The sequence below is a fragment of the Pseudomonas sp. AD21 genome (genome assembly GCF_002878485.1).
In the GTDB taxonomy this organism is placed as follows: Bacteria; Pseudomonadota; Gammaproteobacteria; order Pseudomonadales; family Pseudomonadaceae; genus Aquipseudomonas.
The window spans coordinates 12511-26364 of the sequence record NZ_NQYG01000047.1; the positions used below are offsets into that span (position 1 = coordinate 12511).

Here is a 13854-nt window from a genome sequence, read left to right on the forward strand (position 1 = left end):
CAAAACCCGCCTCCTGTGGGAGCGAGCCTGCTCGCGAAGGCGGAGTGTCAGCCAACATCACTGTTGAATGTTTCTCCGTCTTCGCGAGCAGGCTCGCTCCCACAGAGGGAACGGGCCGTTCACATACTTATCAGGCCTGCGCTTGGCCTTCCGCCAGGAAGAACCAGGTTTCCAGTACGGAATCCGGGTTCAGCGACACGCTTTCGATGCCCTGTTCCATCAGCCACTTGGCCAGGTCCGGATGGTCCGAAGGGCCCTGACCGCAGATGCCGATGTACTTGCCGGCCTTGTTGCATGCGGCAATCGCGTTGGCCAACAGCTTCTTGACCGCCGGATTACGCTCATCGAACAGGTGCGCGATGATCCCGGAGTCACGGTCCAGACCCAATGTCAGTTGGGTCAGGTCGTTGGAACCGATCGAGAAACCGTCGAAGAATTCGAGGAATTCTTCAGCGAGAATCGCGTTGGATGGCAGTTCGCACATCATGATGATGCGCAGACCGTTTTCGCCGCGAGCCAGACCGTTTTCGGCGAGCAGATCGATTACCTGGCTGGCCTCGCCCAAGGTACGCACGAACGGCACCATGATTTCGACGTTGGTCAGGCCCATCTCGTTGCGCACACGCTTCAGCGCGCGGCACTCGAGTTCGAAGCAGTCACGGAACGATTCGCTGATGTAACGCGAAGCGCCACGGAAGCCCAGCATCGGGTTTTCTTCTTCCGGCTCGTAGAGCTTGCCGCCGATCAGGTTGGCGTATTCGTTGGACTTGAAGTCCGACAGGCGCACGATGACTTTTTTCGGCGTGAACGCCGCAGCCAGAGTGCTGATGCCTTCCACCAGTTTGTCGACGTAGAAGTCGACCGGGTCGCTGTAACCGGCGATGCGCTTGTCGACGCTGTCCTTGATTTCCTGCGGCAGGCCGTCGTAGTTCAGCAGTGCCTTGGGGTGCACGCCGATCATGCGATTGATGATGAACTCCAGACGGGCCAGGCCCACACCGGCGTTCGGCAGCTGTGCGAAGTCGAAGGCGCGGTCCGGGTTGCCGACGTTCATCATGATCTTGAACGGCAATTCCGGCATTGCGTCCACGGAGTTCTTCTTGACGTCGAAGCCCAGCTCGCCTTCGAAGATGTAACCGGTGTCGCCTTCGGCGCAAGACACGGTCACACCCTGGCCATCCTTCAGCAGTTGGGTGGCGTTGCCGCAACCCACAACCGCTGGAATGCCCAGTTCACGGGCGATGATCGCCGCGTGGCAGGTACGCCCGCCACGGTTGGTGACGATGGCGCTGGCGCGTTTCATCACCGGCTCCCAGTCCGGGTCGGTCATGTCGGACACCAATACGTCGCCCGGCTGGACTTTGTCCATCTCGGACACGTCTTTGATGATGCGCACTTTACCGGCGCCGATGCGCTGGCCAATCGCACGACCTTCCACCAGCACGGTGCCGGTTTCTTTCAGCAGGTAACGCTCCATGACGTTGGCCTGGGTGCGGCTCTTCACGGTTTCCGGACGGGCCTGCACGATGTACAGCTTGCCGTCGTCACCGTCCTTGGCCCACTCGATGTCCATCGGGCAGCCGTAGTGCTTCTCGATGATCATCGCCTGCTTGGCCAGCTCGCTGACTTCTGCATCGGTCAGGCAGAAACGCGCGCGCTCGGCCTTGTCGACATCAACGGTCTTGACCGAACGACCGGCCTTGGCCTCGTCGCCGTAGATCATCTTGATCGCTTTGCTGCCCAGGTTGCGTCGCAGGATCGCCGGACGACCGGCTTCCAGGGTGCCCTTGTGCACGTAGAATTCGTCCGGGTTGACCGCGCCTTGTACAACGGTTTCGCCCAGACCGTAGGCGCCGGTGATGAACACCACGTCACGGAAACCGGATTCGGTATCGAGGGTGAACATCACACCGGCAGTGCCGGTTTCCGAACGCACCATGCGCTGCACGCCAGCCGACAGGGCGACCAGTTTGTGATCGAAGCCCTGGTGCACGCGGTAGGAAATCGCACGATCGTTGAACAGCGAGGCGAACACCTCTTTGGCGGCGCGGATAACGTTTTCCACACCACGGATGTTCAGGAAGGTTTCCTGCTGGCCGGCAAACGATGCGTCCGGCAAGTCTTCGGCAGTCGCCGAGGAGCGCACGGCCACGGCCACGTCAGGGTTACCGGCCGACAGCGCGGCGAACGCGGTGCGGATCTCGGCATTCAGTTTTTCAGGGAATTGGGCTTCCATGATCCATTGGCGGATCTGCGCGCCGGTCTTGGCCAGCGCGTTGACGTCATCGACGTCCAGGGCGTCGAGAGCCTTGTGGATCTGCTCGTTGAGGCCGCTCAGTTCGAGAAAGTCGCGATAGGCCTGCGCGGTGGTGGCGAAACCGCCGGGGACCGACACACCGGCACCCGCCAGGTTGCTGATCATCTCGCCCAGGGATGCGTTCTTGCCCCCCACATGCTCAACATCGTGTTTGCCGAGCTTATCGAGGGAAACTACGTACTCTACCAAGGTGATCTCTCCACTAACTGTGTTGGAAAAGCTCAGAAACCGGCAGCTCGGGGGAGCGTTGGCCGGCTGTATGGCCTGGACCTGGAAAATAAGTGAGAATGCGGGCCAATGGCGGCCGGCAAATCGCGCCTATCATATCCAAGAATGCTCATTAGCTTAAGGCCCAAGGTGCAAATGAAACGATCTGCTTTCTTTATCTCCGATGGCACCGGCATTACCGCCGAAACCCTGGGTCAAAGCCTTCTGGCGCAGTTCGAAAACATTACCTTCACCAAGCTCACGCGGCCGTATATCGACAACGCGGACAAAGCGCGGGCCATGGTACAACAAATCAACAAAGCCGCTGAAACCGACGGCTTGCGTCCGATTATCTTCGACACCATCGTCAATCAGGACATTCGTGAGATTCTCGCAACCTCCAATGGTTTCATGATCGACATTTTCTCGACGTTCCTGGCCCCGCTCGAACAGGAACTGACCGAGCATTCTTCCTACACCGTCGGCAAGTCGCACTCGATCGGGCACAACTCCAATTACATGGAGCGCATCGAGGCGGTGAACTTCGCCCTCGACAACGACGACGGCGCACGCACCCACTATTACGACAAGGCCGACCTGATACTAGTGGGCGTGTCGCGATGTGGTAAGACGCCGACGTGTCTGTACATGGCGATGCAATTCGGCATCCGCGCGGCCAACTACCCGCTGACCGAAGACGACATGGAGCGCCTGACCCTGCCGACCGCCCTGCGCGCCCATCAGCACAAGCTGTTCGGCCTGACCATCGACCCGGATCGCCTCACCGCGATCCGCAACGAGCGCAAGCCCAACAGCCGCTATTCGAGCTACGCCCAGTGCGAATTCGAAGTGCGCGAAGTGGAAAACCTGTTCCGCCGCGAAAACATCCCGCACATCAACTCCACGCATTTTTCGGTGGAAGAGATTTCGGCGAAGATTCTGGTGGAGAAAGGCGTGGAGCGGCGTTTCAAATAGATTTTTGGTGTCTGATCTGACGCTTTCGCGAGCAGGCTCGCTCCCACAGTTTGATCGTGTTCCTCCAGTTGGAATGCGGTCGAATGTGGGAGTGAGCCTGCTCGCGAAGAACGATTACACGGTCTCGGTGAGTGCTCGCGCCAACGCTTCGAAGCCTGCGAGCAACAACCGGTCATCCCCCACCGAATTACACACACTCGCCCGGATGAACTGTGGCACCGCGCCATGCCCGACCGCAAAGGCCTCGGCGGTGGCCACCAAGTAGTTGTTCTCCTTCAGTTCTGCAGCAATCTGCGACGCGCGCCACAGCTCGGGCACCTCGATCCAGAAGTGCGGACTGTGGACGTGCGTCCTGTACGCCAGGTCTTTCAGCGCCGCGCTGACCAACGCCTTGCGCCGGCCAATTTCACTGATTTGCTCGTTGAGCAGCTGTGTGGCAATGCCGCTTTCGATCCAGCGGCACGCCACCTCCATTGCCAACGGATTGGCCATCCAGCACGTCCCGCGAATGGCTGCACTCAAACGCCCGAGCAACGCGTGCGGCGCGTGCAGGTAACCGACACGCAGCCCGGCTGACACCGCTTTGCTCAAACTCCCGATCAGCACCGAGCGCTCCGCCGCAAACGCACTCAGGGGCAGCGGTCGCTGGCGATCCAGCAGCGCATGCGCCTCGTCCTCGAAAATCAGCAGATTGTGTTGCCGGCAGAGTTCGGCAATGGCTTCGCGGCGTGGGACCGACATCACCGCCGCGGTAGGATTCTGGAGGGTTGGCGTGCAGTACAACGCTGACACCCGATGCTGTCGGCAGACGTCCTCCAGCGCCGACGGCAACAAGCCTTCAGCGTCCATTGCGACACCAATCAGTTTGATCCCGAGCTGGCGCGCGACGCTGATCAAACCCGGGTAGGAAAGATGCTCGGTGACCACGGTATCACCGGCCTTGAGCAAGCCCATCAATGCGCACAGCAGCCCGTGCTGACCGCCGTTGACGCACAACACCTGATCGGCATCCACCTGAAATGCCCCATGGCTCAGCCAGTAAGCACCCGCCTGCCGATGCCGGGGCAAGCCGCTTTCGGCGGTGTAGCCGGTCAACTGCTGCAGGCTGTGAGAATCGTTGGCCAACGCCTGCAGCGTCAGACTCATGAAAGCGCTTTCCTGCCCGGGAATCGGCTGATTCCGACTCATGTCGAAGCAAGCACGCGGCTCTTCGCTGACGTTGCGAAACCCCTTGTCCCGCGTTCGCTCCATCCCGCGCTGACGCACGAAAGTACCGTCTCCTACACGCGCGACGACCAAACCGACCCGCTCCAACTCGCCATAGGCGCGACTGATGGTGCCGATGGTCACACCCAGGCTGTCGGCCAACAACCGGTGCGGCGGCAGCTTCGCGCCGGCAGCGATCGCACCCTCGGCAATCGCTTGTTCCACCGCATCCGCCAAGCGCTTGTATTTCACGCCGACACCATTGGCCAGGCCATCGCGCAGGATTGACACCATGGCAATACTTACTTTGACAGTCATTGTCGCCCCGAATAGCGTGCTGAAAACAGGTGCAATCAGGGATAACCCTTTTCACCAACGAGGTCAATTTCTCCGCTGCGGAGTACACACATGTCGATAGCCATCAGCACACCGTTGAACGCGAGCAAGCCCTGGCTCGCCGGTTTGCTCACCTGCACGCTGTTTCTGATCGTCTGCCTGAGCTGGGGCACCACTTGGCTTGGGATCAAGATTGCGGTGGAAAGCGTGCCGCCGCTGACGGCTGCGGGGCTGCGTTTTCTGATTGCCTTTCCGCTGTTTCTGAGTTTTGCCGTGCTGCGCAAGGAGCCGCTGCTGTTCCCACGGCAGAGCCGCTGGTTTTTCGTGTTCGTCACCCTGTCGTATTTCAGCCTGCCGTACTACTTGCTCAACTACGGTGAACTGCATGTTTCGTCGGGGCTGACCGCGCTGTTGTTCAGCTGTATGCCGGTGTTCATCCTGATGTTCTCCGCGCTGTTTCTGCGCGAGAAAATCCTTGCGACGCAGATGCTCGGCATCGCCATCGGTTTTGCCAGCCTGTTCATGATCATTCGCAGCCAGGGCCTGCATCTGGACCAGGCCGAATGGCTCGGTGTACTGGCGATTCTGTGTGCGGCGATCCTGCATGCGCTGTGCTACGTGGTGACCAAGAAACACGGCAGCGCGATCAGCGTGATCACTTACAACACCCTGCCGATCGGCATCGCCGGACTGCTGTTATTTATTGTCGGATTGAACCTGGAAACACCGGTGTTCAAGGACGTCACCGCACGTTCCTGGGGCGCCCTGCTCTACCTCGGACTGGTGGCATCGGTGGGCGGTTTTATCGTGTATTTCATTCTGCTCAAACGCCTGAGCCCGGTGCTGCTGTCGTTTGTGTTCATCATCTTCCCGGTGTTCGCCCTGCTCATCGGGGCCTGGTACGAAGGCACGCCGATCTCCCGGGACCTGATGCTGTATTCGGCGATCCTGCTCGCCGGTTTCGCGATCACCAAACTGCCGCTCAAACGCTGACCGGCGTGAGCACAAGGGCTCACACATACCACTCAACTTTGAACATCGGAGGTTCAAATGTCGGTACACACCATGGAAACCCTCAGCCTGTTTAACAGTGAACCCTACCGGCGGGACTTTGGGGCCCGGGTAATCGCCGTGGTCGATCAGGCCGTCGTGCTCGAACACACCCTGTTCTATCCCACCGGCGGCGGGCAGCCGGGCGACACGGGGTATTTCAGCCTGGTCGATGGCACCCGGATCGCGGTGACCGGCACCGTGCGCGATCCTCTGTTGCCGTCGATCATCTGGCATCAGGTGCAGGAGTGCCCGCCACAGCTGTGTACCGGCGCACTGCTCAACGCCAGCCTCGACTGGCAACGGCGTTACCAGCACATGAAGATGCACACCTGCCTGCATCTGCTGGGTGCGCTCATCGACGCACCGGTGACCGGTTGCAGTATCAGCGTCGACAAGGGCCGACTGGATTTCGATCTGCCGGAAATGACCCTCGACAAAGACAGCATCACCCGCGATCTCAATACGCTGATCGAACGCGCCTGCCCGATCAACGTGATGACCATGCAGGCCTCGGAGTATTCCGACCTGCCGAAAAAAACCGCCCGGCCACCTGTATTCCAGGACGAGCTGCGGGTCGTGGAAATCAGCGGTGTCGACATCCAGCCCTGTGGCGGCACCCATGTGCATAACACCCGGGAAATCGGTCGGGTGTACTGCGAAAAAATCGAGAAAAAGAGCAGGACCAACCGCCGCGTGATCCTGCGTTTTGAACAGGCCTGAGTGACCGGTCTAAATCACCAACAGATCGACAAAGCGCTGAACCGGGGTTGCCTCAAGCTGCGCCTGATCCTTGCACAGGGTGAAAATCTGGTGGCTGCGCTGGCCGGTGAAACGCGTCGCCAGGTTGGCTTTGAACTTGTCTTCGAGCAACGCAATGCCCTCGGCGCGACGGCGACGGTGGCCGATCGGGTATTCCACCACCACGTTCTCGGTGCTGCTGCCATCCTTGAAAAACACCTGCACCGCGTTGGCAATCGAACGTTTGTCGGCCTCAAGGTATTCGCGAGTGAAACGCGGCTCCTCGACGATGACCATTTTTTCACGCAGCACATCGATGATCGGGTGTGCGGCGTGGAAATCGTCTTCGTACTGCTCGGCCACCAGATTGCCGAACGCCAGCGGCACCGCCGTCATGTACTGGATGCAGTGGTCGCGGTCGGCGGCATTGGCCAGCGGCCCGACCTTGGAAATGATGCGAATCGCCGACTCATGGGTGGTGATGACGATGCGGTCGATTTCATGCAGCCGATTGCGCACCAGCGGGTGCAGAGTGACGGCTGCTTCGCAGGCGGTTTGTGCGTGAAACTCGGCGGGAAAACTGATCTTGAACAGCACGTTTTCCATCACGTAACTGCCGTAGGGCCGCGAGAAGCTGAAGGCACGTTTACCCTCGGGCTTGAGCGCCAGATCGTTGTTGGTGTGGCTGAACGAGACGTCGTAGAAGCCCCACTGCCTGGCAGTCAGCACCCCGGGAATGCCCATCTCGCCGCGCAAGGCGATATCGGCCAGACGCACGCCACGACTGGTCGCATCCCCCGCCGCCCAGGATTTGCGTGACCCGGCATTCGGCGCATGCCGATAGGTGCGCAGCGCCTGACCGTCGGCGAAGGCATGGGACAACGCCGACAACAGTTGCTCGCGATTGGCGCCCATCAGCTTCGCGGTGACGGCGGTCGAGGCGACTTTCACCAGCATCACGTGATCGAGCCCGACGCGATTGAAGGAGTTTTCCAGGGCGATCACGCCTTGAATCTCGTGGGCCATGATCATCGCCTCCAGCACATCGCGCACCGTCAGCGGCGTTTCTGCGTTGGCGATGCGCTTCTGCGACAGGTGATCGGCCACCGCGAGAATCGCGCCGAGGTTGTCCGACGGATGCCCCCATTCGGCGGCCAGCCAGGTGTCGTTGTAATCGAGCCAGCGCACGATGCAGCCGATGTCCCACGCGGCTTTTACCGGGTCCAGGCGATACGACGTGCCGGGCACCCGCGCCCCGAACGGCACGACGGTGCCTTCGACGATCGGGCCAAGGTGCTTGGTGCATTCGGGGAAACGCAGTGCCAGCAGGCCACAGCCCAACGTGTCCATCAGGCAGTTGCGGGCGGTGTCGAGGGCTTCGGCAGATTCGATTTTGTAAGTAAGGACATAATCGGCGATGTCCTGCAGGACACGGTCGTAGTCGGGGCGGTTGTTCAGGTCGACGTTGGCGCTCATGTTCGATTCACTCTTGCAGTGGTTCGTTGATGGGACCTCGGTTCAGGGCTGATTTTTTCTTATGGTTGAAATGCAATCCACTGTGGGAGCGAGCGTGCTCGCGATGGTGGTGTGTCAGCCAGCGAAAATGTCGACTGACACTACGCCTTCGCGAGCAAGCCCGCTCCCACAGTTTTTGCTCGGTGTAGCATCAGAAAGCGTCGCCGGGCACGCGAACGTTACGGTCCAGCACTAAATCGCCCTGCCTTGAAATGCAATCCAGTGTAGGAGTGAGCCTGCTCGCGAAAGCGGTGTGTCAGGCAACGTCGATGTTGAATGTCAGTCCGCTATCGCGAGCAGGCTCACTCCTACAGGTTTATTCGGTGTCGGGTCAGAAAGCGTCGCCAGGCACGCGAACGTAGCCTTCCATGAGGACGCGCGCACTGCGGCTCATGATGGCTTTTTTTACCACCCATTCGCCGCTCTCCAGACTGGCCTCGGCGCCTACGCGCAACGTCCCGGACGGATGCCCGAAGCGCACGGCATCGCGTTCAACGCCACCCGCTGCGAGATTCACTAGAGTCCCGGAAATCGCCGCCGCCGTGCCAATCGCCACCGCCGCCGTGCCCATCATCGCGTGGTGCAATTTGCCCATCGACAGTGCACGCACCAGCAGGTCGACGTCACCGGCGGCAATCGCCTTGCCGCTGGACGCGACGTAATCCGCAGGCTTGGCGACGAACGCGACTTTTGGCGTGTGCTGACGCTTGGCCGCTTCGTCCAGATTCGCGATCAGGCCCATGCGCAACGCACCGTAAGCGCGGATGGTTTCGAACATCTGCAGCGCTTTCGGATCGCTGTTGATCGCGCTTTGCAGCTCGGTGCCGGTGTAGCCGATGTCTTCGGCGTTGACGAAAATCGTCGGGATCCCGGCGTTGATCATGGTCGCCTGGAACGTGCCGACGCCCGGTACTTCCAGCTGATCGATCAGGTTGCCGGTGGGGAACATCGAGCCACCGCCGCCCTCTTCTTCCGCCGCCGGGTCCATGAATTCGACCTGCACTTCGGCCGCCGGAAAGGTCACGCCGTCGAGTTCGAAATCACCGGTTTCCTGCACTTCGCCGTTGGTGATCGGTACGTGAGCGATGATGGTCTTGCCAATGTTGGCCTGCCACACACGCACCACCGCCACGCCGTTGTGCGGAATGCGGCTGGCATCAACCAGACCGTTGCTGATGGCAAACGAACCGACCGCTGCCGAGAGGTTGCCGCAGTTGCCGCTCCAGTCCACGAACGGCTTGTCGATCGACACCTGACCGAACAGGTAATCGACATCGTGATCAGCCTTGATGCTTTTCGACAGAATCACGGTTTTGCTGGTACTTGAAGTAGCGCCGCCCATGCCATCGATCTGCTTGTCGTACGGGTCGGGGCTGCCGATCACTCGCAGCAGCAAGGCATCGCGGGCCGGTCCTGGAACCTGGGCGACTTCGGGCAAATCCTGCAGGCTGAAAAACACGCCTTTGCTGGTGCCACCGCGCATGTAGGTGGCGGGAATCTTTATTTGCGGTGCGTGAGCCATGGTGCTCCTTAACCACAGGCGTGAGATGTGGATCTCACGCCTGTATCAGTTGATTTAAACGGCAACCGCCGACTCTTCGAGGAAGTCCTGGGCGAAGCGCTGCAACACGCCGCCGGCCTCGTAGATCGACACTTCTTCAGCGGTATCGAGGCGGCAGGTCACCGGCACGTCGACGCGCTCGCCGTTCTTGCGATGGATCACCAGCGTCAGGTCGGCGCGCGGCGTGCGGGCGCCGATCACGTCGTAGGTTTCACTGCCGTCGATGCCCAGTGTCTTGCGGTCGGTGCCAGGTTTGAACTCCAGCGGCAACACGCCCATGCCCACCAGGTTGGTACGGTGAATGCGCTCGAAACCTTCGGCGGCAATCGCCTCGACACCGGCCAGACGCACGCCCTTGGCCGCCCAGTCACGGGACGAACCCTGACCATAATCGGCGCCAGCAATGATGATCAGCGGCTGCTTGCGTTCCATGTAGGTTTCGATGGCTTCCCACATGCGCATGACTTTGCCTTCCGGCTCGACACGCGCCAGCGAACCCTGTTTGACCTTGCCGTTTTCCACGACCATTTCGTTGAAAAGTTTCGGGTTGGCGAAGGTCGCGCGCTGTGCAGTCAGATGGTCACCACGGTGCGTGGCGTAGGAGTTGAAGTCCTCTTCCGGCAGGCCCATTTTCGCCAGGTATTCGCCGGCGGCGCTGTCGAGCATGATCGCGTTCGAGGGTGACAGGTGATCGGTGGTGATGTTGTCCGGCAACACCGCCAGCGGGCGCATGCCCTTCAGCGGACGGGCGCCGGCCAGCGCGCCTTCCCAGTACGGCGGACGGCGGATGTAGGTGCTCATCTCGCGCCAGTCGTACAGCGGCGTGACTTTCGGGCCGGTGTCTTCGTGGATCGCGAACATCGGAATGTAGACCTGACGGAACTGCTCCGGCTTGACCGACGACTTCACCACCGCGTCGATTTCTTCATCGCTCGGCCAGATGTCCTTCAAGCGGATTTGTTTGCCATCGACCACGCCCAGCACATCTTTCTCGATGTCGAAACGAATGGTGCCGGCGATGGCGTACGCGACCACCAGCGGTGGCGACGCGAGGAACGCCTGCTTGGCGTACGGGTGGATGCGGCCGTCGAAGTTGCGGTTGCCCGAGAGCACGGCGGTCGCGTACAAGTCGCGGTCGATTATCTCTTGCTGGATCACCGGATCGAGTGCGCCGGACATGCCGTTGCAGGTGGTGCAGGCGAACGCGACGACGCCGAAACCGAGTTGCTCCAGCTCCGTCGTCAGCCCCGCTTCATCAAGGTACAGCGCGACGGTTTTCGAACCCGGCGCCAGTGAGGATTTGACCCACGGCTTGCGCGTCAGCCCAAGTTTGTTGGCGTTGCGCGCCAAAAGGCCGGCGGCGATCACGTTGCGCGGGTTGCTGGTGTTGGTGCAACTGGTGATGGCAGCGATGATCACTGCGCCGTCAGGCATTTGCCCCGGCACATCATCCCACTGCCCGGAGATGCCTTTGGCCGCCAGATCCGCCACCGCCACGCGAGCGTGCGGGTTGCTCGGGCCGGCCATGTTGCGCACCACCGACGACAGGTCGAAGCTCAGGCCACGCTCGTATTGCGCGCCCTTCAGGCTGTCGGCCCACAGGCCGTTCAACTTGGCGTACTGCTCGACAAGCTGCACTTGCTGGTCTTCGCGACCGGTGAGTTTCAGGTAGTCGATGGTTTGCTGATCGATGTAGAACATCGCCGCCGTGGCGCCGTATTCCGGGGCCATGTTGGAGATGGTCGCGCGGTCGCCGAGGGTCAGCGCAGCCGCGCCTTCGCCGAAGAACTCCAGCCACGCGCCGACGACTTTCTGTTTGCGCAGGTATTCGGTCAGCGCCAGCACCATGTCGGTGGCGGTGATGCCCGGTTGCAGCTTGCCGGTCAGTTCGACGCCGACGCTTTCCGGCAGACGCATCCACGAGGCGCGACCGAGCATCACGCTCTCGGCTTCGAGGCCACCAACGCCGATGGCGATCACACCCAGCGCATCGACGTGCGGGGTGTGGCTGTCGGTGCCGACGCAGGTGTCAGGGAACGCCACGCCGTCGCGCACCTGGATCACCGGGGACATTTTCTCCAGGTTGATCTGGTGCATGATGCCGTTGCCTGGCGGGATCACATCAACGTTCTTGAAAGCCTTTTTGGTCCAGTTGATGAAGTGGAAACGGTCTTCGTTGCGTCGGTCTTCGATGGCGCGGTTCTTCTCGAACGCCCGCTTGTCGAAACCGCCCGCCTCCACCGCCAGCGAGTGGTCGACGATCAGTTGCGTCGGCACCACCGGGTTGACCTGCGCCGGGTCGCCGCCCTGCAGGGCAATCGCGTCACGCAGGCCAGCGAGGTCGACCAGTGCGGTCTGGCCGAGAATGTCGTGGCACACCACCCGCGCCGGGAACCACGGGAAGTCGAGGTCGCGTTTGCGCTCGATCAGTTGTTTCAGCGAATCGGTGAGCGTGGCCGGGTCGCAGCGACGCACGAGGTTTTCCGCCAGCACGCGGGAGGTGTACGGCAGGGTGTCGTAACTGCCGGACTGAATCGCCTCGACCGCCGCGCGGACGTCGAAGTAATCCAGGGAACTGCCGGGCAGGTTTTTGCGGAATTCTGTGTTCATCGGGTCAGGACTCGGGTCACGGTAGTTTCAAAGGGTTGGCTGACGCCAGACTCAAGATTCACACCGTCCCTTGTAGGAGTGAGCCTGCTCGCGATAGCGGTAGATCAGTCGACATCGATGGTGAATGTCAGTCCGTCATCGCGAGCAGGCTCACTCCTACAGGGTTTAGCGGTGATCTTGCGCTTCGGGTCAGCCCACCATTTCAGCGACGTTCGATTGGCACGAACTTGCGCTGTTCAACGCCGATGTACTCGGCGCTCGGACGGATAATGCGGTTGTTGGCACGCTGTTCGAACACGTGCGCGGCCCAGCCGGTCAGGCGCGAGCAGACGAAGATCGGCGTGAACAGCTTGGTCGGAATGCCCATGAAGTGGTACGCCGAGGCATGGTAGAAGTCGGCGTTGGGGAACAGTTTCTTCTGCTCCCACATGGTCTTGTCGATGGCTTCCGAGACCGCGAACAACACCTTGTCGCCCACTTCGTCGGCGAGTTGTTTCGACCAGCCCTTGATCACCTCGTTGCGCGGATCGCTGTCCTTATAGATCGCGTGGCCGAAGCCCATGATCTTGTCCTTGCGTTCGAGCATGCCAAGGGTGCCTTTGATCGCCTCTTCGGGCGATGAGAAGCGCTCGATCATTTCCATCGCCGCTTCGTTGGCGCCGCCGTGCAACGGGCCGCGCAGCGAACCGATGGCCGCGGTGACGCAGGAATACAGGTCGGACAGGGTCGAGGCGCAGACGCGAGCGGTGAAGGTCGAAGCGTTGAATTCGTGTTCGGCGTAGAGGATCAGCGACACGTTCATCACTTTGACGTGCAGCTCGCTCGGCTTCTTGTCGTGCAGCAAGTGCAGGAAGTGACCACCGATGGTTGGCTCGTCGCTGACGCAGTTGATGCGCTTGCCGTCATGGCTGAAGCGATACCAGTAGCACATGATCGCCGGGAATGCGGCGAGCAGACGGTCAGTCTTGTCGCGCTGTTCGGAGAAGTCTTTCTCCGGCTCGAGGTTGCCGAGGAACGAGCAACCGGTGCGCATCACGTCCATCGGGTGCGCGTCGGCGGGGATGCGTTCGAGCACTTCTTTCAGCGCTTGCGGCAAGTCGCGCAGCTTGCCCAGTTTTTGCTGGTAGGCGTCGAGTTGCGCCTGGGTCGGCAGCTCGCCGTAGAGCAGCAGGTACGCGACTTCTTCGAACTGCGCGTCGGCCGCCAGTTCACGCACGTCGTAGCCGCGATAGGTCAGCCCGGCACCGGCCTGGCCCACGGTGGACAGTGCGGTTTGCCCGGCAACCTGGCCACGGAGCCCGGCGCCACTGAGTACTTTTGCTTCGGCCATTGTGTT

At 60.9% G+C, this 13854-nt stretch carries 9 protein-coding genes; 3 read left to right on the forward strand and 6 right to left on the reverse strand.

Annotation, left to right across the window (positions count from 1 at the left end):
- Positions 1-130: 130 nt before the first annotated feature.
- On the reverse strand, positions 131-2506 hold the full coding sequence (gene ppsA, locus PseAD21_RS22120; protein WP_102357823.1) for a phosphoenolpyruvate synthase: 2376 nt from the start codon (positions 2504-2506) through the stop codon (positions 131-133).
- Positions 2507-2680: 174 nt separating this feature from the next.
- Between ppsA and PseAD21_RS22125 the strand changes: the two genes are divergently transcribed.
- On the forward strand, positions 2681-3499 hold the full coding sequence (locus PseAD21_RS22125; protein ID WP_025110328.1) for a pyruvate, water dikinase regulatory protein: 819 nt from the start codon (positions 2681-2683) through the stop codon (positions 3497-3499).
- Positions 3500-3613: 114 nt separating this feature from the next.
- Here PseAD21_RS22125 and PseAD21_RS22130 read toward each other — a convergent pair whose 3' ends face one another.
- Positions 3614-5023, reverse strand: a complete 1410-nt coding sequence (locus PseAD21_RS22130) for a PLP-dependent aminotransferase family protein (protein ID WP_102357825.1) — start codon at positions 5021-5023, stop codon at positions 3614-3616.
- 90 nt (positions 5024-5113) lie between these two features.
- Here PseAD21_RS22130 and PseAD21_RS22135 point away from each other — a divergent pair, with 90 nt between their 5' ends.
- Both PseAD21_RS22135 and PseAD21_RS22140 read left to right on the forward strand, forming a co-directional pair.
- On the forward strand, positions 5114-6034 hold the full coding sequence (locus PseAD21_RS22135) for a DMT family transporter (RefSeq protein ID WP_102357826.1): 921 nt from the start codon (positions 5114-5116) through the stop codon (positions 6032-6034).
- A 57-nt stretch (positions 6035-6091) separates the two neighbouring features.
- Complete coding sequence (locus PseAD21_RS22140; protein WP_102357828.1) at positions 6092-6814, forward strand: alanyl-tRNA editing protein; 723 nt, start codon at positions 6092-6094, stop codon at positions 6812-6814.
- Between the two features lie 9 nt (positions 6815-6823).
- Here PseAD21_RS22140 and prpD read toward each other — a convergent pair whose 3' ends face one another.
- The 4 genes from prpD to prpC form a co-directional block, all read right to left on the reverse strand.
- Positions 6824-8308: a 2-methylcitrate dehydratase gene (gene prpD / locus PseAD21_RS22145; RefSeq protein WP_102357829.1), complete on the reverse strand. Its 1485-nt coding sequence runs from the start codon at positions 8306-8308 to the stop codon at positions 6824-6826.
- Positions 8309-8678: 370 nt separating this feature from the next.
- Entirely contained in the window at positions 8679-9869 is a 1191-nt protein-coding gene (prpF, locus tag PseAD21_RS22150) for a 2-methylaconitate cis-trans isomerase PrpF (RefSeq protein ID WP_102357831.1), read from the reverse strand.
- Positions 9870-9923: 54 nt separating this feature from the next.
- Complete coding sequence (gene acnD / locus PseAD21_RS22155; protein WP_102357832.1) at positions 9924-12518, reverse strand: Fe/S-dependent 2-methylisocitrate dehydratase AcnD; 2595 nt, start codon at positions 12516-12518, stop codon at positions 9924-9926.
- A 202-nt stretch (positions 12519-12720) separates the two neighbouring features.
- Complete coding sequence (gene prpC / locus PseAD21_RS22160; protein ID WP_102357834.1) at positions 12721-13848, reverse strand: 2-methylcitrate synthase; 1128 nt, start codon at positions 13846-13848, stop codon at positions 12721-12723.
- Positions 13849-13854: the final 6 nt, after the last annotated feature.